18 protein-coding genes and 1 pseudogene are annotated in these 20,814 nt (G+C 47.8%); 12 read left to right on the top strand and 7 right to left on the bottom strand.

All coding sequences use genetic code 11. The annotated features are described in order from the left end of the window. The 6 genes from H6G86_RS28395 to H6G86_RS28370 form a co-directional block, all read left to right on the top strand. Positions 1-447, top strand: a 447-nt coding sequence (locus H6G86_RS28395; RefSeq protein ID WP_524538519.1) for an oxidoreductase dimerization domain-containing protein, incomplete at its 5' end; no start/stop codon positions are given. Between the two features lie 74 nt (positions 448-521). Next, complete coding sequence (locus H6G86_RS28390; RefSeq protein ID WP_199338453.1) at positions 522-1,469, top strand: L-lactate dehydrogenase; 948 nt, start codon at positions 522-524, stop codon at positions 1,467-1,469. A 282-nt stretch (positions 1,470-1,751) separates the two neighbouring features. After that, complete coding sequence (locus H6G86_RS28385) at positions 1,752-3,194, top strand: alpha-L-fucosidase (RefSeq protein WP_190937106.1); 1,443 nt, start codon at positions 1,752-1,754, stop codon at positions 3,192-3,194. 413 nt (positions 3,195-3,607) lie between these two features. Continuing rightward, positions 3,608-5,683 (top strand): eCIS core domain-containing protein, encoded by a 2,076-nt coding sequence (locus H6G86_RS28380; protein WP_199338452.1) that lies wholly within the window; start codon positions 3,608-3,610, stop codon positions 5,681-5,683. Beyond that, a complete protein-coding gene (locus H6G86_RS28375) occupies positions 5,680-6,315 on the top strand; it encodes a hypothetical protein (protein WP_190937105.1) in 636 nt (211 codons plus the stop codon). The genes H6G86_RS28380 and H6G86_RS28375 overlap by 4 nt, the downstream gene beginning before the upstream one ends. 49 nt (positions 6,316-6,364) lie before the next feature. Then, positions 6,365-6,646, top strand: coding sequence for a hypothetical protein (locus tag H6G86_RS28370; RefSeq protein WP_190937104.1), 282 nt, complete (start codon positions 6,365-6,367; stop codon positions 6,644-6,646). A 3-nt stretch (positions 6,647-6,649) separates the two neighbouring features. Here the strand turns inward: H6G86_RS28370 and H6G86_RS28365 are convergent, their stop codons facing one another. Further along, positions 6,650-7,357 carry a hypothetical protein gene (locus H6G86_RS28365; RefSeq protein ID WP_242065012.1) on the bottom strand — a complete coding sequence of 236 codons (708 nt, stop codon included), beginning with the start codon at positions 7,355-7,357 and terminating at the stop codon, positions 6,650-6,652. A 68-nt stretch (positions 7,358-7,425) separates the two neighbouring features. After that, positions 7,426-7,767 carry a hypothetical protein gene (locus H6G86_RS28360; RefSeq protein WP_190937103.1) on the bottom strand — a complete coding sequence of 114 codons (342 nt, stop codon included), beginning with the start codon at positions 7,765-7,767 and terminating at the stop codon, positions 7,426-7,428. Between the two features lie 190 nt (positions 7,768-7,957). Here H6G86_RS28360 and H6G86_RS28355 point away from each other — a divergent pair, with 190 nt between their 5' ends. After that, positions 7,958-8,209 (top strand): hypothetical protein, encoded by a 252-nt coding sequence (locus tag H6G86_RS28355; RefSeq protein WP_190937102.1) that lies wholly within the window; start codon positions 7,958-7,960, stop codon positions 8,207-8,209. Positions 8,210-8,366: 157 nt separating this feature from the next. Here H6G86_RS28355 and H6G86_RS28350 read toward each other — a convergent pair whose 3' ends face one another. Next, a complete protein-coding gene (locus tag H6G86_RS28350; RefSeq protein WP_190937101.1) occupies positions 8,367-8,582 on the bottom strand; it encodes a hypothetical protein in 216 nt (71 codons plus the stop codon). A 109-nt stretch (positions 8,583-8,691) separates the two neighbouring features. On the opposite strand from H6G86_RS28350, the gene tumA reads away from it, so the two are divergent. The 4 genes and pseudogenes from tumA to H6G86_RS28330 form a co-directional block, all read left to right on the top strand. Further along, on the top strand, positions 8,692-8,922 hold the full coding sequence (tumA, locus tag H6G86_RS28345; protein WP_190937100.1) for an antitoxin TumA: 231 nt from the start codon (positions 8,692-8,694) through the stop codon (positions 8,920-8,922). Further along, positions 8,912-9,295, top strand: a complete 384-nt coding sequence (gene tumE / locus H6G86_RS28340; protein WP_190937099.1) for a toxin TumE — start codon at positions 8,912-8,914, stop codon at positions 9,293-9,295. Before tumA ends, tumE begins: the two co-directional genes overlap by 11 nt. Positions 9,296-9,514: 219 nt before the next feature. Next, positions 9,515-10,780 carry an AIPR family protein gene (locus tag H6G86_RS28335; RefSeq protein WP_190937098.1) on the top strand — a complete coding sequence of 422 codons (1,266 nt, stop codon included), beginning with the start codon at positions 9,515-9,517 and terminating at the stop codon, positions 10,778-10,780. 46 nt (positions 10,781-10,826) lie between these two features. Beyond that, positions 10,827-11,047, top strand: a pseudogene (locus H6G86_RS28330) (IS4 family transposase); the annotation flags it as partial. 80 nt (positions 11,048-11,127) lie between these two features. On the opposite strand, the gene H6G86_RS28325 reads toward H6G86_RS28330, so the two are convergent. Both H6G86_RS28325 and H6G86_RS28320 read right to left on the bottom strand, forming a co-directional pair. Continuing rightward, positions 11,128-14,508 (bottom strand): phospholipase D-like domain-containing protein, encoded by a 3,381-nt coding sequence (locus H6G86_RS28325; RefSeq protein ID WP_190937097.1) that lies wholly within the window; start codon positions 14,506-14,508, stop codon positions 11,128-11,130. Positions 14,509-14,512: 4 nt separating this feature from the next. Next, positions 14,513-17,230 carry a hypothetical protein gene (locus H6G86_RS28320; RefSeq protein ID WP_190937096.1) on the bottom strand — a complete coding sequence of 906 codons (2,718 nt, stop codon included), beginning with the start codon at positions 17,228-17,230 and terminating at the stop codon, positions 14,513-14,515. 44 nt (positions 17,231-17,274) lie between these two features. Between H6G86_RS28320 and H6G86_RS28315 the strand changes: the two genes are divergently transcribed. Continuing rightward, the gene (locus H6G86_RS28315) at positions 17,275-17,556 is read left to right on the top strand and encodes a hypothetical protein (protein WP_190937095.1); all 282 of its coding nucleotides are present in this window, start codon (positions 17,275-17,277) and stop codon (positions 17,554-17,556) included. A 320-nt stretch (positions 17,557-17,876) separates the two neighbouring features. Here the strand turns inward: H6G86_RS28315 and H6G86_RS28310 are convergent, their stop codons facing one another. Together H6G86_RS28310 and H6G86_RS28305 are read right to left on the bottom strand one after the other, a co-directional pair. Then, positions 17,877-18,089, bottom strand: a complete 213-nt coding sequence (locus tag H6G86_RS28310; RefSeq protein ID WP_190937094.1) for a hypothetical protein — start codon at positions 18,087-18,089, stop codon at positions 17,877-17,879. Positions 18,090-18,141: 52 nt separating this feature from the next. Then, on the bottom strand, positions 18,142-20,811 hold the full coding sequence (locus H6G86_RS28305) for a hypothetical protein (RefSeq protein WP_190937093.1): 2,670 nt from the start codon (positions 20,809-20,811) through the stop codon (positions 18,142-18,144). Positions 20,812-20,814: the final 3 nt, after the last annotated feature.

Genomic DNA, 20,814 nt, shown 5'->3' with positions numbered 1-20,814 from the left:
GATATCAATGGCGGCCAGCAATACACTCATATATCACTCGATGATTATCGCATTATCAAAGCTAATTTAATTGATGGGGGCAACCGTAGTACAGGCGATCGCTTAGTGCCATCCTGTTTGTTCATCGATCCAGAACTGGCTCATGTGGGTTTGACTGAAACTGAAGCACAGCAACAAGGATATGCTATCCGCGTGGCGAAAATCGATGCGTCAACCGTTCCTAGAGCAAGAACGCTCGGTCAAACCGATGGACTTCTGAAGGCGATCGTAGATACAGATACAGGTCGTATTCTAGGGTGTTCCCTGTTGTGTCATGAAGCAGGTGAAGTGATTTCAACAGTGCAGATGGTGATGCAAGCTCAGATGCCCTACACCGTTATACGCGATGGTATTTTGACTCATCCCACGATGACCGAAGGGTTAAATATATTGTTTTCCAAGTTGTAAAAAGACAGCAATTGTAGTCCAAGGACTTAGCAAACAAACGACATTTCTCTCTTGAAAAAAGTAGATATAGCATCATGAGTAAAACATCTAAAGTCGGTATTATTGGTGCAGGTAATGTAGGTGCAGATGTTGCAAATGCTTTAGTTCTACTCGGTAGATGTGTAAGGGTTGTCCTTTTTGACCGAACTTTATCAAAAGCTGAAGGAGAAGTCTGGGACATTGAAGACAGCATTCCTCTACTTAAAGAGATGGAAATCATACCATCAAATCAGTATGAAGATTTAGCTGATTCAGATATCATTATTGTGACTGCTGGGGTGCAGCCGAAACTTGGACAAACCCGATTAGATATATTGAGCGACAATGCAAAGATTATACGTTTGACAATCAAAGAATTGGATCGAGTTGCACCGAATTCAATCGTAATTATCATTAGCAATCCAGTAGATGTACTCACGCGGATTGCGATCGCTACTTCCACCAGAGCAGAAAACCTAATTTTTGGTTCGGGAACCGTTCTTGATACTGCTAGACTGAGATATCAACTTGGAAAGCGACTGAATGTTGCAAAACAAGATATTCATGCTTATGTGATTGGAGAGCATGGAGACAGTGAATTTGTCGTTTGGTCTAGTGCATTTATTGGGGGAATTCTGTTAACTGAATTTCCCATACCACAAGGAGCAACGCTAGAACAAATTCAGCAAGAGTATACACAGTTAACTCGTAAACGAGGCTATAACATTTTTGAACGCAAAGGAAATACAAGCTATGGTATATCAACAGTAGTTTGTCAGTTAGTTGATACCATCCTGCGAGATGAAAAGCAGATTTTTCCAGTATCGGCCAGAGCAGATTCTAACTATGGAGTTGGCAGTGAAGTTGTGCTTGGACTTCCATGTATCATTGGCTCAACAGGTATTGAGCGCCAACTGCTGTTATCAAGAAATGCTCATGAACAAGGCTTATTAGAAGAATCAGCCAACAAACTTAATGAAGCCTATAATTTTTTGCATAATTAAAATCAATTGAGTGCAGCTATGCTTGAAAATACAGTATCCTCAACAATACTTTTGCCAAAATAAGAGCCTACAAAAATTTGGGCAAAAATGTCAAAATGAGCCATACATAAGCGTTTAAGTTAAATATCAGTAGAGACTACTCAGGTAATAAATAGCGTTAGTTTAACTATTTGATAGACTTAAACTGAATATTTAGTAATTTTTGATACGAACAGCAACTAAAAATGGATAAGTATATTTCCGTTCTAAAGTTTGAGAATATTGTCAAGAAGGAACCTTGTAATGATTAAGTTTTTAGTACGTGCGCTGTTTACTACATTATCGTTAACCGTATTTTTGAACTTATCCACTTCTGTTGCCCTTGCACAAAAAACTTATGAACCAACAACTGAATCCCTATCAAAGCACAAAGTTCCGGACTGGTTTAAGGATGCAAAACTTGGAATTTTCATCCACTGGGGGGTATACTCAGTACCTGGCTATGCGCCACTAACTGGAGAACTTAACAAAGTCGTTGCAGAGCGTGGTTGGGAATACTGGTTTGAGAACAACCCTTACTCGGAATGGTATTACAACTCCATGAAACTTGAGGGCAGTCCAACCTATAAATACCATCGTACAACCTATGGTGAAGGCTTCACCTATGATGACTTTATTCCCAGATTTAATGCAGCCATAACAAATTGGAACCCCTCGGAATGGGCAAAATTATTCTCTAAAGTGGGTGCGCGGTACGTTGTACTAACAACGAAGCATCATGATGGCTTTTTGTTGTGGCCTAGTAAAACTATAAACCAGCCAGGGCGAGTGGCAACACGCGATATTGTAGGCGAACTAACACAAGCTGTTCGCAAAGAAGGTATGCGGATGGGTGTGTATTATTCTGGTGGTCTTGATTGGTCTTTCAAAGATACAACAATCACAGACTTCAATACGCTAGTGGTAGCAATTATTCAGGAAAAAGCCTATGCAGATTATGCGAATGCTCATTGGCGCGAATTGATTGACCGCTATCAGCCATCTATATTATGGAATGATCTTAGCTACCCTATTGGGCAAGCGAATGAAATTATGGCCTACTTTTACAATCGCGTACCCGATGGTGTGGTAAATGACCGTTTTGATTCAAGTGGTCAGTTAGGGTTGCACTTTGACTTTTCTACACCTGAGTACAGCCAGCTTACACAAATAGAACCTCTTAAATGGGAAAGTACAAGGGGTTTAGGTTACTCATTCGGCTATAACCAAAATGATACTGATTTGAACATAATTTCGGTGGATGAACTAGTTGACTTATTTGTAGATATTGTTAGTAAAAATGGGAATTTATTGCTGAACATTGGACCAAAGGCTGATGGTTCAATATCCGAAGTACAGCTTGAAAGATTAGAAGGCTTGGGTAAATGGCTAGATGTGAATGGTAAAGCAATCTTTGGCTCACGATATTGGATACGATCAGAAGATTTAACTCCAGAACGTATTCGCGTGCGCTACACCACTAATAAAGGAAAATTATATGCGATATTGCTTGATGAGCCAACGTTTGGGAAGGTTACTATTCCAGGAATAATTTTGCCGAAAAAAGCAAAGATTACAATGCTGGGTGTTGGAGGTAAACTGGAGTGGCAGCAGTATGGACAAAATTTATCTATAGCCCTACCCCACGAGTCTTTAGTCAAAAAATCATCAGCTTACACATTAGAGATTAGCTGTATGCCTTTATAATCTGATTCAGAAGTTAGAAACATCTTTGATTAAAAAAGAAACAAAGCTTACAGCAAGCAATTCTCCTCATAAGAATAATTATCACTGTCATTGTCATCTATGCAAAATTTTCTCTGTTTTTAAAGAATGTAAAAACAGTTATAAAATCCTGTTAGGACAGAATTTCGTGACTGTTGTGATCCAATGGTTGGTTTTTGGCATTTTGTAACTATAAGTACCTAGATTCTCAATACTTCTTGGAAAAGGGGAAAAGGGGAAAGGGAAAGAAAAAACCTTTAACCCAAACCCGATTTCGAATTAAAAATGCACAAAGCGAGAAGTATTGCCTAGATTCTCATAACACGATATTCAAGATTTTCCTGACATCAATTAGAGATGTCAAGTTGACGTAAATCATTGACCTTATAAAAACAATGCACAAAACAAAATCTTCAAAGACTGACTCATCTACCTATTCCAATTCCTCAGCGCTAAATTCATCCCCACAATTAGCGCATAGACCTTATGGTAGCGAAATCCAAAAAGCATCAGTTGCAGCTAAAACACCAACTGATATAGAAAATGAAGCCTTTGCAGAACAACAGATGGAGGCAACTGGACTTTCTATACAAGCCAAGTCTGGCACGATTACGTCCGCAGGACAGGAGCGCCTAACAGTTTTGCAAGCGAAGATGGACGGATTATTGAATTCTCGACTATCACACGCAACTCAATTTGGTCATAATATTGCCAATATCCCACTGAGAAGACCACAGACATCAACTCCAATTCAGGCAAAGCTGACGATTGGAGAGCCTGGAGATAAGTATGAGCAAGAGGCTGATGAAACAGCACGTCAAGTAGTGCAACGAATTCATCAATCACAGGGCGAAAAAGTTCAGCGTGAGTCGTTGCTCGAAAAAGAAGAATTACAAATGAAACCGGAGCGCAGGATACAGAGAGAATCCTTGCCATTGTCAGAAGACGAACTGCAAATGAAGCCGATGGTACAGCGTGTAGCAGACAGAGATATGGCTACATCACCGGATTTGGAAACATCAATACAACAGGCACGGAGCGGTGGACAACCACTTGCGGATAATGTCAGAAAACCGATGGAGCAGGCTTTTGGGGCTGATTTCAGTGGGGTGAAGGTTCATGCGGATTCTCAGGCTGATCAGTTGAATCAGTCGATTCAGGCGAAGGCATTTACCACGGGGCAGGATGTGTTCTTTCGGCAAGGGGAATATAATCCAGGGAGTCGAGGGGGGCAGGAGTTGATTGCCCATGAGTTGACCCATGTGGTGCAGCAGAAAGGGGGGGCGGTGCGTGAACCAGTGGAGGGCGGCAACCAGAGCCTAGGGCGGCAGCGAGTAAGTGGAAACGGTGGCAAGGTGATTCAGCGTTACGCCTTCATCGTCGGAAAACAGGTACTAAACAAAGATGACCTCACCCCTAACATACGCGAGTGGGTTTTGGATCGTAACGTCCGGAACTACCTTAGCGAAGAAGAATTTGAGCAACATGCGAATAAGAAGACCGACTATCTAGGCAACTTGCCCGATGGAACTTGGCTAAGGTTTGCCCCCAATGGTATCAATCTCTTGGGCGAAAACCACACACAAGTGACGTTAAAGGACGTGATTAGGGCAGTTGGCAGCACAAATTTTATCTACGAGCAGTTCGCCTCCGATGAGATGGCAAATGAATCAAACATTAAAACCGCTTACGAAGCTGAAAACCAAGCGCAGTTTCAATCCTTTGGCATTGCCCAAGAGCCAAACAAAAAGCAGTTTGGGGCCGAGTCGTTGTTCCCCAAAATGGGTTATGGACTTATGCTAGCGCTGCCTTTCTTCGACGGCACGAAGAATATGACTGATCTCACAACCGGTCACTATGTGGGGCAGCCTATCCAGCGCTATCTGAAAATCGCTTGGGGTTACAGCAAAGATAATCTCTTAGAGGTTAGACAAAAACAAGCGGCGGAACAGCCGATCCCGGCTAAAATAGAAGCGCTGGCGAATGTCCATGCCACAGTGACAGAACACCTGGATGCGTTCATCACCTCTCTACCGTTGGATGGCTACATTGGCGATGCCTTCGCCGAAGTTGCAAATGCCGCCTTCCTGCCGGACTTGGCAACCTTTGCCAAGGCATTTACTGAAGCCATTGTGGAAATGGCCACGGTAGACCCAAGCAGCCGCTTGACCACAGAAAAACGGGAGGCGTTAGCGGATGGAAACACGACAGACAAGGAGAAACAAAAGTTGTTCGCTGATTGGCGCAATTATACGTTTGAAGATAGTGTAAAAGAGGCTGCACAACGAGGAGTGCGCTACGCTAGCATGGGCAACAATCACCTCAAATACCTCCTCCAAGTTGGCTTGCCTGATAACGCCGTGTCTTATGACATGACCGCATACGGTCAAGATATGGTAAAATTTAAGGAATTGACAAAACGCCTCGCCGAAAGTGCTGTGCTCCAGAAGCAACCAGAAGGTGAGCTATGAGCCAACTACTGTTGCGCGAATACCCCAATGTCCGAGCGAGGTTGCGCCTGATCAAACAGGCCCCACTCCTGCCCACCCGCGAGAGCTACATGGATATTTGGCTGAACCAGACGCGCTTTCGCATTCGGGATGAAGCGGGGCGGGATGTGACGACCATACTGACCGATGTATTAGCCAGCCGTGGCTTGGGGGCACCAGCCCGCACCATAGAAGATATGATGGATGCGTTTTCGGAAACATACGACGCGCCTGCCTCCAGACCCACCCAGATCTTTGGAGACCTCGCAACAATGGCAGGCTGGGTTTATGGTGAGGGGCAACCCCCATGGTCTATTGTAGCGGAACAATTGGCTCCCGCTGCCGAACAAATTCTCGCTGGCGAGTTGGAGACACCTATGACGTTTCACCAACAAACAACCCGCTTGAATCGGTTATGCGCTGAATATCGCGGGATTTTGGTGGGTGTGGAGGAGGGTATCCCCTACAAGAGTATTGTCACACGCGTTGTCTCACAGCCCTATCTTTTGTTCAGTCATGTCCATGATGAAGAACTTGCCGAACATTCTTACACCCGCGAGGTGGTCGCGCTCGAAGAGGGGGAAGTCACGGATCTCGATCTAACCCCACCTTGATGCGCTCCGATTGATTCGTGTGATAACAATAAAACTCCTGCCTTCTCCAATGCCTCACGATCACCGTTTATTCAGGTTTATGATTGAGATTTGTGGTGAGCGATTGTCAGCCTTAGCATCAGCTGAGATTCAAGGCTTGGAGTTTAATGGCTTAGTCGTATTTGAAGATTTGTTGATGGCACTGGGCAAAACAAATGTATCGATAGTCAAAGAGAGCGACTTAACTCTTGAAAATTTGCGGTTACTAGATAAAGTTTGGACGGGAGAAAATATGCGAGTCTTTGAATTAATTTCCATCTTGGAAAAAGATGACGAACAGTCCTGTAGCTAATTGTCACTGCGTCGGGATTGCGGTGTTGCGTCGGGATTGCGACTGTTGATTTTCGGGGACGACGAAAACGGTGGATGGATTCATCAGAACAACTGAGGGCTGAGTCTTGCCAACCAAATAGTCGTTAATCTGTTCCGCGTTTACAGAGAATAGCGGTGTACCTGGAAACAACCGACGCAGAATCTTCGATCTATCGTGTGCAAGCTCGTTGAGCATCAGACTTGCACTGTGCAGTTTAGCCATTTGTGCTAACAAACCAGTTCCGGCTGATGGCTCCAGCATTAAATCATCAGCCTTTATAAATGCTGCTTTGGCTACTAGATAAGCCAATGGTAACGGTGTCGAGAATTGCTGAAGCTGTACTGACTCTTCACTGCGCCGTGTTTGGGTTGGGCAGAGGGCTACTAACTTCTCCAATTCCAATAATACTGTTAGCGGCGACTCTAATAAAAGCTTATAACCTTTTTGACGCAGATATAATATTTGCGCTACTTCCACTGCCTCGTAAGCATCTTTCCATTGCCATGCACCAGACGCGGCAGTGCCTAAAAAGTAGCGATTCATCTGAGCTTGGATTGTCCTAGTGGAGATAGTCCGTTGCTCAATCAGTGATTTGGTGAGTTCTTGAGCAACGTTGAGGATTGATTGTCCATAATCCAGAACTGTTTCTAGGTCAAACAGAGTTCCTTGCGTGGCTATAAGGCTGACCATATTTATTATATGAATACATCACTTTCGCTTTGGCGTAGCCGTTTGAACCCGGATTTCTCACGCCTTGCTCAAAGCCTGTGCAAGTGCCGGTTCACTAGTGGGAGCAGAGGAGAGTTCAATGTGCCAAGTTCTTTCCCCTCCGCCCCTCTGCATTTCAAACTTGTGAGGAATGCAGGGGAAATCTTCTCAAATGCGATTGCCCTTGGAGTGGCTTGTGGTTGGATTTCCTGTTGTGGAGTAGGTTGTGGGGAAGTTGCAGAAACTGTGGGCTGTTCAATAACCGATGGCTCCCATCCGATTGGCGGCAAGGGTACAACCCACAAACCATCTATGAAGTCAAAAACCATCAGCGCAACAAAGCTCATAACGACTGCTTGGATCGTGAGGGTGAGAATAGCTTGGATATCCATGATTCACTCCAAATGTTTGTGATTTTTCAATGTAGTGAGGCGTTGCAGTTGGGTTTGGTCGTTGCAACTCTCACTCTGGTTTTGGCGTAGCCATATTCGCATTCACAAAACGGGTGATTATGTTTACCCAGAGCATTGAAATCTTCTTAGCAAAGGCTAAGATCCAAAAAGTTACTAATTGCAATAAGCAATGGCAAGCAAAGAAATCCAAGTCCGAGAGTACACTGTCAGAGCGCACAAGCGGGAAATTCATACTCGCGTTTTCAACTTCGTATGTAAGCAGTGCGAACAACCCACACAACGAGAAACTTTTGGTGTGCGACCACTCTACTGTGAGCAATGCCGTCCGCCTCAACCTCCCAAGCAATCGAAATTAGTCCCTATAGGCAAGAGGAAACCTAGAGCGATGAACTATAAGAGTGGGAAGGATATAGCTGGGTAAGTTATTGTCTCATGGTTTTGAGCGATACCTTCTCTTTCAGAGACGCACTCGCGTTCTATCGGCAATGCCTTTCCTGCGGAACGCACTCGCGTTTGGCACGTCTTCTCTACGAGACGCACTCGCATTCGACGAACGCCACCGGAAAAAAGCGGTTACGCTATCGCACAAAAGTGAATGAAGCAGTAGTTATGTGTAAAGTTACGGCAGTTGCATGAAGTGGCCCGCCGTGACTCTTCTGTGGATCGGCTGTTGCAGGGGTTGGGGATTTTGCTCCCACCGTATCTGTCATCCAAGCAATCGAAACTACTGGCAACTGTTGAAAGGGGGTACAACCTTGTGTGGAAGCAGTAGTGACGATACAGGAACGCCACAATAGCTACTATTTAATGAGAATTTGCCTAAATTTAATAGCGCTCGATGAGGAAATTATGGAGTGGCGCTCACTTATAATCAAAATATGATGATTTTGAAGTAGAGATAAAATGCGTAAACAGACCATTCAATATACATCATCTTTAGATGCTTTGGTTGCCATTGCCAAGCGACTCAGTGTGTATGAAAACCACCAAAAGATGGGCTCTGAAGATTTTTTTTACCAGTACAATCAGGGAACATTACCAGATGATGTTCTATTTATAGAATGGGCAAACGATTACCGCCATTATCTGGTTTTGCGTCAAGAAATAGAGCAAAGATTGAACTATGCTGCCTAACCTTCTATCTGATTATTTAAATCAAGTAGAACAAGCAATTGTTCAATGTCCAAATCTTTATGTGGAACGTTATGAAGAAGAAATTTTAACATCCCTTCGGGCTAATTTAAGAATTAGATTGCGTTTCGGTCAAACACACTTATTAGAAATTAACGAAGCTATAGTAATTACAGACAATCAGTTGAAATTTCTTGATTATCGCTACCATTTTCAGGATGAACGAAATTGCCTGGTTTTTCGTTATGATAGTACGCCGCATTTTCCTGATATCTCTACCTTTCCGCATCACAAGCATTTACCAAATGATGTGATTAGTTCTCAGAAACCAGAAATTATTCAAGTATTAAAAGAAGCAACCGAATTATTGAAATAGATGGATAAGTTCCTGTACTAAGAGCCAAAGAAGGTATCTTATCTCTAAAATAAGCAAAATTAGATAAAATTTTCATGCTAGTAAATAACAGGTTTAATACAGCTAGATTAGAAATGTTTATAATTTGGCTAGTTTGGTAGCTTATTGGTCGTGAAGAAAGAGAATAATTAAGGTTACAGCAGCGCTAACATAGAATTTAATTCCATCAAGAAATAAAGTATGCCCAAAACTTGGAACATCAAGATAGATAACTATATTCAAGCCAACCCCAATTGCATCATCGCCACCGCCCATGTAGACTCGTTCCCTATAGACCTGCCGCTAGAACCGAACATCCGCGAACCAAACCGCAAAAGCGCGACCTACAGACAAGTTTTCGACTCACTGACCACCGAACCCGAAAAATTCTTCTCCCGCCACAGTGGAATCGTTCTGTCAGCCAATAAAACTAAACCTGTCAAGAACAAAACTGAACTGGAGCTAGAAGTCTTAGAAGCTAACGAGGGCGGTAGCGACGGTATTATCAACGGAGGGCATACAGTTTTAGCTTTTGAGCAAGCGAAAAATTACAAATATGACCTAACCGAAGCCAGAGTAAAAGTTACGATTCACATCGGGCTGACTGAAGAATCAGCCAAAGATATAGCTCTAGCTTCAAACACCACAACGCCAGTAGATTCTCGCTCCAAAGTCAACGCCAGGGGTGATTACAAATTCATCAAGCAGTATTTAGCCCAGTTAGAGCAGAAGGAAGATAGAAAATTCCGCATCGCCTATTACCAAAACCAAAGCGGCGCTCCCAGAAATGCCCAGTGCAATGTCACCCATTTGCTCAAGCTGCTTTACTGCCTCGACAGAAATAAATACAACCCAGACGGCAATAAACGAACCAAACACCCAGCAGGGATGAGTCTTCCAAGTAACATCACAGACGCAGAAAGGGAAAGATTAACCGCCTTGCTGCCTCTCTTGACTCATGCTTTGTGGATAGAGCAAAGGCTGTACGAAATAATCCAAGAACATATCAGCAACCCCAGAAGAAAGGGTGCCAACGATTTAGCATCAATAGATATACGTAAAACGACGTTGTTGCCGGACAGCAAGTATTCTTTCGGGTTTGGTGCGCCAACTGACCTCGCACTACCGATAATTGCGTCCTATCGGGTATTTCTAGACAAGGACTATAAATGGATTCTGCCGTTTAACGAATTTGCTGAAGATTTTCTCCAACACTTGTGGACGAATTATTTCCGCAAATATTTGGTGTCGGAGAAAACAGCAGGAAATACAGTCGGCACAAAAATCAGCCGTAATCAAGAGATTTGGGAAAGTTTGTATATCTCAGCGCAGAGTTATCTAAATCAGCATTTGGTGAAAATGGTTAAGTCCGGCAAGTCAGAGTCAGAAGCGAAGGTGACACAAGGTACAAAAAAGAGTGGAAAAGGGAAAAGGGATGAACTCAACGCAACTACTGTTCCCAAATAGTTTTTTACCGAATAGGGCATGAAGTATAGAGGGCACCACCGTGCCGATGGTTAATTTATCTCATCATCTTCTCGCTGATTTCCGCACCCTTAATCCCGACTCCGGCATTATTGACCAGGGGGCATTTATCGTGGCTTTCGATATGTCCATGAAATCTTAAAAATGCTTCCATAAATCCCTGAGCCTATTTTATTAACCCAGATTTTTGCCAAGCTTACTTCTTTAGGACGTATTCATAACGTTTCTACAGGCGTTGAACCCTCTTAATTTGGCAGAGGTATTGCTACCTAAAATTGATTACTCCTCTGATCAAGCTGATGCAACATATCATCGCTTCTTTTCGCTGTTCACGTCCCCAACTCGTTCAACATTCCCGAAAGAGTCGTAAACAAATTCGATCCCCCAGATCCCTCTGGATCTCCCACTTCTGGTTGAGCCGCCTCGACACTAGCATCACTCGCTGGCGGACCCGACCAGATACTCTGAATTCTTCCAAAGCCGCCTTGTGTGAGCAGATCTGCTACCACATCAAACGCTGATGCAGGAGAGCCTAGTCGAACCCATTCGCCGCTCAGGGGTTGCCCCGATGCTGGAGGTGAAATGTTCATCTTTGCGGCCATGAGCGCTCGTCGATAGTTGCGAACTTTGGTTGAGTAGCCGTCGGTGATCTGTCGATCGAAGGATGCGATCGCCGCACTGCCGTCAAAGGTCATCCCACGCCGTCGAAAATGAGTTGCGCCGACGAGACACCAGACATCATCGATCACGATCGAGGTCGTTCGGATGTACGCCACTCGTCCCGGAAATCCAACCGGATGAAACAGGAGCACTCGATCTTTAGCAATGGTCAAAAGTTCTGTGAAAGCTGCCATTCGCGCATTGTAGTGCTGGCGATGGAACGTGCGGAAATTTTCTGCAAAGTCTGAGAATCGTGGGGTACAGATGATGACTCGTAAATTTGGATGAGCGCTCAGACGATCTTTGAGAACCTTCACCAGATCCACCTCAAAGGATTGTGGTGCATTTGGATTGCTTGAATATGCCGTTCGAGCAACCTGCGGCGACTCGATATAAACTAGCTCTCTCGCTTCGGAAAAAGCACGCAGCAGTGACCATTGGGCATCTCGGAAACCATGCTTTGCAGCAAAAAACTCTCGGCGGATCTGCTGCTGAATTCGTGGCTCGTTATCGATGTCCACGGTGATGTTAGGGGGCGGCACTCCGATCGCCTTCGCTGCATCTTGAATCATTTGATTGACAGTATTTCCGAGTGCTGGAGGTGTCAAACTGCTCAACCACGGTGTCTCACATCCTGCTGCAATACTTTGAAGCAAAACGCCCGTTCCAGTGTTGGTTGTATTCGCGGCATCCGAAGGCTCGTTGAAATTATTTCCGCCAGTTGCAACTACCCATCCCGGATTCACGATGCCTTGCCCAGTCGGTCGCGGAATGATCGAGCTAGTTCGCCGAATGGCATGGAGTGCTAAGTCATAGGCGAGTGCACCTGTTACGCTCACCCCTGGCGCATGGACATCTGGAGCCGCAGGATTTCCAGGATTTCCGCTCTCATGCAATGCCGATCGTGACTCAGCAGACCAACGTGCGCCACTCAAAATTGCTTCCCACAGCAATGTGCCATTAGGCTGTGCTCCTGCACCAGTTGTTCCAGTTACGGCAACGGTTTCTAGGCGAGCCATCGTCGGGAGTCGCGCTGCCTGCCGAGGTGATTCTTCCGCCATAAGACTGACCACTAGGTCTAGGAAACTGGCTGGAAGATTTGCAGGTGGCGCGATCGTTTTTGGAATGCCAAATAGCGGTTGTTCTGAAACACCTTGGTTTGCGATGGGTAGAATTCCCATGATCGTTGCGGCGGGCGCTCCAAAGAATGGATCAGTTGGGATCACGGGAGCAGATCCTGCTGTCACAGTGACGGAAACTGCACCTGTCAATCGCCGCCGACCAATTCGTGGTGTTACTACAATGTCCATCGTCAAGACGGCTGGATTTGGCTTGGGTTGAGCGCCTTGTAAGTTGAATGGATTTCGCAGAAGGATCAAGGTTGGTGCCATGCCGCTGACAATATTAGCTCCCCCATCGCCCCGCATAAACGATGGCTCCTGACCATTGATCGAAGTGATTTCAATGAAATGCTGCGGATAGATGCGGATGTGAGCGCCATCTGGTGCAGCATTTGCCGCGATCGTCACTACAACATCGTTGCCTGCTGTAAACTGTGCTGTCACATTTGTGGCTGAAAGTGTGATCGGTGGATTTGGGAAGCCTGTGTTCGTGTTGGGAGTTGGAAATGCTGCCCAGTGAGCGGTTGCACCTGGAGCAGTTGGAGTGATTAAGGTTTGATCAATGAAGGGCGACACTGCCAGAATCATGTTTTGTTGCGATCGCGTCAAGATCCGAGTCGCTTCGCCCAGCGTGTCTGGGCCGTCAACCATGTAATTGATGTCTACTAGGTCGCGCACAACGGGCAGCAAGTCTGCTGGAATCCGCCCATCATCTGCCCGCACACCCATCACCTGAGTCGCAGTACGGTTGCCTAGCAGATACCAAGGTGTATCGACCACCATAACGCGATAAAACTGCCGCGTGATCTTGCTATTTGCCAAGTTCAGAGGGACTAGAGGAGCTTTACCCATTGTTCCATTGGTCGCCCATCCCCAACGCAATGGGGTATTCGCCACATTAGCAGCAATGCGGTTATTTGCTGCCAGAGTAATCGTATTCGTCGTAACTTGTCCTGTCGAATTGCCGTTGTTGTCTGTGGTGATCATCTGTGCCCCTAGCGAAGCAATTCGCACTGGATTGCCGTGCGGATCGATCAAATGCACTCGAATCGCTGTACCTGCTAGGTTTGCGATCGATTCCACCCCTCCTGCTCCATTTATGAGTGCAGTAATCGAGGAGGGCACAAGTCCTGGCAATGCTGTCTGCAAGTCCGCAAACAACCCTGCTACATAGAGTGGATCGATAATCATGCCGCGATGATCGTGAAAGGACAGAGTTCCGGTCACATTGTCCAAAATCTCGTCCGGTCGATACCAACGAACGGCTCGAAACCCTTCTGCCCCGCGCACGATCATAGCGACTGGAATCGGCAGAATCAAGGGTTGTCCATACTGAGCGGTTGCGAGGGTCTTCAGACGCAGCAATGCTTGTGGATGGAATCGGAAAATCGTGCAATTTACATTGACGGATGAACCGTCCGCCTCGTAAAACTCGTTTGAGCGTTGAGCGGGTGTGAGCCGTAAAATAACGCGATCGCCAGCATTAAACGTTTGCTTTGCAGTGCCCAGCGCCCCACGCTCTACAGTGAGTATGTCACCCGATTGCTGCGTACATTCGACAATTTCTAGTTTGCTACTCGATCCATTTGTAAGGGTCAATAGAATCCGCCCTGGTGCTACAGGCGAAGGGAAGTCAGTTCCGCTTCCTGTGCTGAGTGTAATCGAGGTATCGTCTGCTCCAACATTGCTAGCGAGGGTAGACGACACATCCCGGAATCCGTTTTCGCGCACTCCTAGAAACGGGGCGTAGATAGTTCCTGCGATCGCGAGCGTCATCTGGTCTGCTTGATAGTCGCTCAAGCTAGGAGTCACATCTGCCCAGCGTCGGTTTAGAGAAACTGTCGTTAGACCCAGAGCCGCTAGACCATTGTTTTGCAGACTCTGCTGTACCTGATTGGAGGTAAGCGTCGTAATTGGGACAAAAACCATAAGATTAACTCGGCAACTGAATGTACTGGGCAACGCGACCGTCTGGTGAAGTCAGCCGCACAATGATTTGCGTGAAGGGCACACGGACAAAGGCGTAATAGCTAAACTGCGGACCTGCTCCTGGCATCCGTCGAACTCTCAATGGATCAGTCCCGGAGGGCACGGGTCCTGGTTCATCCAGGAGGATGTCTGCCAGTGCCATCTCAATCGTGATAGGCGGTTGCAGAATCGGGGGTGAATTTGGGAATAGTACGATCGACGGTCGGATCACTCGCACTCGCAAACTGTAGGAACCAATGTTCAAGGGGGTCGGACTTACCCACTCTAATATCCGACCTGATGGCGTGACACTATTCTTTAAAACAAAGCCTGACAATACTGGATCTGGCAAGATTGAACCCGGTTGAATCGTAGCTAGTGCCTCACTAGTTCGTCCCAGTGGATCAGTTATTCTGATTGCTAATTGCACCGCATCGGTTACATTGGCACGCCGCACAATCGCTCGATACTCCCTCGGCTTTGTACCCTCAATCCGCCATGCTCCGCTTCCTGTCATAGGTTGTGTTGTTCCCAACCGATTTAAGTCGTTTTCAAAGGCGATTAGCGGTATCTCGTCTGGGGGTGCTCCGACGCGCTTGGCGTTGATTGAGAGCTTGTGTGATCCGAGTGGCGTTTTCTTCAACGGAGTCGTACTTGTCCATTTGACTAGCACATCTCCCAGCCCTCCTCCAGCCCACTCTAGAATCAATGGCGTGAGGTTAGGAGGGGTTGCAGGCGGAATCACAGCCCATGCTGCTGTGCTGGCGGGCGATCGCGCAGCTAGATTTCCCCTCAATGGATCTTCATCTGACCAAGCAACGGCTCGATACCATACCCGCTTCCAAGATCCAGTGGGCGTTTCTTGGACTTCTGCGACAATGTGCGGGTCTGGTTCAGCCTTCGGTGTCCAGCCTGAATTGAGTGCATCGATCGTCATCACAGGTGGTCCCATTGTGTCGAGTTCCTTGGCTGCATCGTCCACGCGCACCCGATGCAAATCGATCCGGCTGACTATCGTTCCTTTTCGCGTGGTCACTCGTACTTTAGCCCGGTACAGATTCAGGTTTGAGTCCAAGAATGGCACCACTTCGATCATTGGAGTTGCAGGTTTTGGCACTCTTGGAACTGCAAAGGCATAGAGGGCAGTCGAACTCGTAATCCACTGCGCTTCGACTTGTCCAGCACTGACTCCCAAGACAACAAACAGATGAATGGCAGTGGAACCGCGAGGCAGTGTCACGTCTGCACTGGTATCTTTGATTAGCCGACTGTTACGCCGTACAAACTCAGACCGTCGTGCGATTGGGTTGGCATCAAAGATTTTCAACAATTGCTTCAGTCGATCACTCAGCGTTTGATCGGGGTCGGGTTCTGGATCTCCGACGGCTCTTTGGAGTTTCGTCTCTGTTGTCTCATAGATAAAGTAGCCTTCTGCGCCAGCGGATGCCGACCATTTCAAGACCGCGTGCGCCTCTCCTGCTGCATCCGGTAAACTTGCTAGCGTCACAATGTCGGGGGTAATCACAGGGGGGCGTGGATCGGACGTTGCAATCAAGCTCGGTTGATCGCTCCACGCCCCTGTGCGATTGAATGGAATTGCTTCTTGTCCCTGTGCCCACAGTGCTAGTCCGATGTGCCCCGTTGATGCAAAGTTCAACTCAAACCCTGGAATCGTGACGCGATAGCGCCGTACTTCCTGTCCTTGGGCGCTGCCGAACGTAACCGCTTGCTCACCTGACGAATTGAGCGCGATACAGTGGATCGTCGGGTCATAGCCGATCCAAGTGGAGGTCGGTGGGTCATCGGGAGCCAACACATTGAAGTTTAAGGTGAATGTCTTGGTGAATAGTCCGCTTAATGCCGTTTCTAGGGCAACGGGCAGCGTAATGTTCGGCGGTGGCTCTCCTGGATAGCTCGCTGCATGGAGCCTGCCCCGAAAACTAATCGTGAGTGGCGATCGCAGCCGCCAGTCCCACAAAAACTCAACCACTAAGTTTGCGGCACATTTCGCATTCGGTGGCGTAGGAATGTTTGTGTACTTCAATTCTGCTGAGACGATTCGCACCTTGTCAGCAGGGGGCTGCACAATGGTCGAGTTGATGGTACTCCAGCCACTCCACTGCCCGTAGATGTCTTGATGAGCAACGGCATACTTCATCGTTCGCGCACCCGGAGCCGGATTGCTTGGGATCAGAATCTCGCGATCGATTGCACTCAAACGGTTTGGTTCGGGATCTTCTGGACTCGTGAAATAGTTCACCGCAATCGGCAGTGGTCCTCCAGAGTCCCGTTGATTCATAATCAACGTTGCGGGTGTAATGGGCAAAACTCCCGCTTGAACAAAGGCGAACGATCGTGCCCGAAACAACGGAATTGGAATCGGCTTATCCCAAGACACACGGACCGAGCCGCGCCAGTTCGTATTCCGGGCTAGGGGGCGCAGATGTCCCATCATTTCCTCTGCGAGATTCGTGGGGATGGGTGGTGCATTGGCTTGGGCTGGAGCAGGGACGATCGCGGCGTACTCCACAGGCGCACTGTTTCCTGAAAGTCCTTTCTCATAGCGCACCGTTACCATGAAGTCATAGTCCAACAGCGACGATTCGTTGGCTGAGAGCGTGACGGGATAAGCCGTGCCAAATCCAAGTGCTAAACAGGCAAAGCAATCGGTACCCGCGCACATATACAGCATATTCAGCGGCAAGATTTTCGCTGTGCTTCCGGGCTGTGACATGGACTGACCCGATGAGTTCTTTGGTGGCGGAATCAGTTTGTCAATGGTCGCGCTGGGGTGGGCAACAGGTGGCAATGCTGCAATCTGGCGGAGGTCTGCTAGCACGGTCTGATTCAATTCGGCGACTAGCGGTGCGGGAATTGGAGGCGACCAAGCAGGTGCAGGAATTGCGCCATCGATCGTCGGGGCCCAACCGATCGGAGGTGCGCCGCGCTTCAAGCGATCGATTGCGGCAAGCTGGGCTGAGGCAAACGCTCCGAACATGCCTTGGCTAGCTCCATGTAAACCAAAGCTCGACCATTCGGTTTGCTTGACCGGAATCCCAACTCGTTCATACTTCTCCCACCCTGCTGCTTCCGACAGATCATCCGTCTTCACACCAATGATGCTATTGATCGTCAAGCCTGCTGAGATCAGCAAGCCTTCCATTGAGGGGGCTGTCAACTGCACAACGACATTATTGCCAGCCGCGACCGTCGCCACTGCCACGATCGTGCTAAATAGCGGTGCGCCGACGAATGCGACCGCAGAACCCGCCACGTTGCCTGAAAGGGTTAACTCAACAATGGAATATGACCCTTTCAGATCAAGCAAATCAGCGTTGCCAAATACCGCTAATGTCGAGATTTCTGCATTGATCTTTGTCGGCTTTCTTTCTTTCTTGTGTCGTCGCCAGACAATAAACTGCTCCGTCGGAAAACCAAGCTTCGGATTGAGTGTCCACCGTAACTGTAAGACCTGGGGCAATTCCTTCGGAACGGTTGTAGCGTTCCCAAGCAAGCCTAATCGCCGCGCTATGATCGACCAACGCAGATATGCCCCTTCTGCCTGAAATTTAGTGCTATCGACAAGATATGGCATTAGTCTTCCTCCTCTTCCCAAGGCGCACGGTTCAAGATAGTTTCAACGACGGTATAGAACTGATCGGTTGCCGATGCACCGTCCAGGTATTCTGCTTTGAGGGCAATGTGCCGCAGAGCAAGTTTCAGTTTCTTGCCTCGCGAGTTCGGTTTCAGCGTAATCAATGCTCGCTGTGCGCCGGGTGACTTGAGAATCGTGTCTACGATCGCATCGCCGCCTGCTTGCTGCTCTAACTTCAGCCATTGCATGTCGGTCATCTCGTAGCGCTGTAGATTCGGCGGGGTCGGATCGATCGAGAGCTGCGGAATTTTGCGGCTGCGCCACATCGGTTCCGACGCATCGACTAGCACGGCTGCGGGTTGCGGCGTTGTGCCTACGGTTTCCCAGAACACCATGATTCTTGGTGCTGAAGGCACACCCATCGGTTCCAATCCTGCTTTGATCATTGCATCATCTAGTTGGTTGCCTTGAGGATTGCTTGCCCAAAGTTGGGTTGCGATCGCTTGCAAGGCTCCCGGTTTCGAGAATCGATGTAGGACTCGATCGAGTTGGAAGGAAGTCGCAAACTCTGTCACTGTTGCAAACCGCCCCGTCGAGAATCCGATGCGCCAGACTGACACACCGACTGCATCTGGTGCCACCCCCTGATCGACTGACTCGATATCGAGGACATAATCTGTGAATGGCTCTAGCGGAATCGGCATCTTCACCATCGAATGTCGGGTACGCTTACCATCAATGGGCACACAGGATTTCATCAATTGATCCTGCATGACTGCTTCCCACGGTGAGAACACGCTGCCAATTACAGGTTCTAAGGTCGCTGCGTTTAAGGGTAACGGGTGCGGAACTTGTGGAGTCGAAGGCAAGGGTCGGAATGAGGACGATCGCAGTTTCACCCGTAGCTCTTTCCGATAAGCACCGAAGATACGACCGACATCTTCCGTGTTAAACACAATCCGCAACGGCATCTCACCAAAGAAGTGGAGTTCACCGTCTTCGGGTGTGGAACACATCATCCAAGGAGTGAGCCGCTTCGGAGCATCTTTGTTCGTGTAGAACCAGAATGTTTGATCCAGATTTGTCAAGCTCTTGTCATCAGAAACACCTGCTCCCGGCGGTCGCTTGCCGTGTTTAGCATCATAGGTGACTTTCACGCCGTAAGCCATATTCGGCTTGAGCAATGCGTAGCTAGAACTACTTGCGGATAGAGCCGCTTCTAGTACCCCTTGTTTCTTTTTCTGCTCCTTGGTGTCGTACTCGTGTCGTTTGAATTCGGCGGCGTGTAGCACCTCGATCGCAGCGACAAAGAAGGGACGATGAGTAAATTTGCGATGCCATTCGGGAGCTTGAGGGCGCAGTCCAATTTGAATGCGATCGCCCTGGGGATTGCCCTTGATTTTCACAATAACGCCCACATAACCAAGCGGCTGCGCCACTTGCTGGTGTTGAGCTAAGAGGATGATTTCGTTGAGCCAAGGACTGGATGCCGTTGTCCAAGTCGGAGGAAATGTCACAGGTGGCATCATCATCGAGACATCAAGCGGCACTTGCTCAAATATCTGATCCTCTGCATTCGTGATCGCAACAATGATTTGCTGCAAAGCTAAAAGCTCCCGCGAGACGAACAGATAGAACGTTGCAGTGACGACCTCACCCGTATGGAAGACGACTGCATCATCCAATACTCCCGGTCTGAACTTCAGGCGTTTCCAGTCTGCTTCGATTTGTTGAAGACGATCGCGTCCGCCAAACGGTTGCAGCTTGCGCGAATCCATCATCGGTGAAGCGAGTACTCGACTTATACACTGCTTAGGAACAGTTGAGGTTGTAGCAGCCGTCACCTGTAAGCTAGTCATCATTGATCGAGAAATTGGCTGACCCGAATTCACCATCCGTACCATGTCGCCGACCGTCACTTTTCCTGCTGCCAACACATCAGGACGCTTTTGACCACGAGCAGTTATAATTGGGTTCGGAAATTCTGGACTGCCTAGCCTTGGACGATTTGGAATTGTGAGCTGAGTCAAATCGCCCATACTGACTGGAATCGTGGTGAGATCTAGGGTAGAAGTTCCGGGTGCGATCAACTTCTCTTGTTTCGGTGGGCAAATCACAGGTACGCCGACCACTTCGGCTGGAATTATGCCTGTCAGTGTATCGATTTCATAGACCCCTGTGCGCCATCGTTCAGTCACTTTTAACTTCAAAGGCGGCGGAGCAGATCTCACTGTATTTGGTGGATCTGGATAGGCCTCGCCATCTAACATCCAGCCATAAAGTGAAACACCAAACGGCTCTTCTAGGAAAGTCCATAGGACAGATGTAGGAGGAGCAGCGGGATCACAAACAGTACCCCAAGTTTCTTCAATGGTTTCCTCTAGGAATTTACTACGCTCCAGTGCTTTCGGGGTTGGATCGGGAACCCAATTCAACAGAGCAAGTTGTGCTTCTACTGCTTCATCTCCTGCCTTCTGGGGAAACCAGACTGCGGGAGTCGAACCGTCTAGTAACTCGCCAATCAACTCCACTTTCTTGAGCGTGTACTGGAAGACATCGTTACCTCGCTGGTTCCAACCGTCTGCGGGTGCTGCGGGTGTGCCGGGTGATAGGTTAGCTGCTGCTGCTCCTCGGAAAAAGTATTGTATATTGTCGGTTATAGGCGGCATCGC

Source organism: Nostoc sp. FACHB-133 (assembly GCF_014698055.1).
GTDB lineage: Bacteria > Cyanobacteriota > Cyanobacteriia > Cyanobacteriales > Nostocaceae > Nostoc.
This window is presented reverse-complemented; position numbering and strand designations above follow the sequence as displayed.

Bases quoted from the DNA above. Each gene is read 5' to 3' on its own strand.
- H6G86_RS28390 (WP_199338453.1), top strand. From the start codon at position 522: ATGAGTAAAACATCTAAAGTCGGTATTATTGGTGCAGGTAATGTAGGT.
- H6G86_RS28385 (WP_190937106.1), top strand. From the start codon at position 1,752: ATGATTAAGTTTTTAGTACGTGCGCTGTTTACTACATTATCGTTAACC.
- H6G86_RS28380 (WP_199338452.1), top strand. From the start codon at position 3,608: ATGCACAAAACAAAATCTTCAAAGACTGACTCATCTACCTATTCCAAT.
- H6G86_RS28375 (WP_190937105.1), top strand. From the start codon at position 5,680: ATGAGCCAACTACTGTTGCGCGAATACCCCAATGTCCGAGCGAGGTTG.
- H6G86_RS28370 (WP_190937104.1), top strand. From the start codon at position 6,365: ATGCCTCACGATCACCGTTTATTCAGGTTTATGATTGAGATTTGTGGT.
- H6G86_RS28365 (WP_242065012.1), bottom strand. From the start codon at position 7,357: ATGGTCAGCCTTATAGCCACGCAAGGAACTCTGTTTGACCTAGAAACA.
- H6G86_RS28360 (WP_190937103.1), bottom strand. From the start codon at position 7,767: ATGGATATCCAAGCTATTCTCACCCTCACGATCCAAGCAGTCGTTATG.
- H6G86_RS28355 (WP_190937102.1), top strand. From the start codon at position 7,958: ATGGCAAGCAAAGAAATCCAAGTCCGAGAGTACACTGTCAGAGCGCAC.
- tumA (WP_190937100.1), top strand. From the start codon at position 8,692: ATGCGTAAACAGACCATTCAATATACATCATCTTTAGATGCTTTGGTT.
- tumE (WP_190937099.1), top strand. From the start codon at position 8,912: ATGCTGCCTAACCTTCTATCTGATTATTTAAATCAAGTAGAACAAGCA.
- H6G86_RS28335 (WP_190937098.1), top strand. From the start codon at position 9,515: ATGCCCAAAACTTGGAACATCAAGATAGATAACTATATTCAAGCCAAC.
- H6G86_RS28325 (WP_190937097.1), bottom strand. From the start codon at position 14,508: ATGGTTTTTGTCCCAATTACGACGCTTACCTCCAATCAGGTACAGCAG.
- H6G86_RS28320 (WP_190937096.1), bottom strand. From the start codon at position 17,230: ATGTGCGCGGGTACCGATTGCTTTGCCTGTTTAGCACTTGGATTTGGC.
- H6G86_RS28305 (WP_190937093.1), bottom strand. From the start codon at position 20,811: ATGCCGCCTATAACCGACAATATACAATACTTTTTCCGAGGAGCAGCA.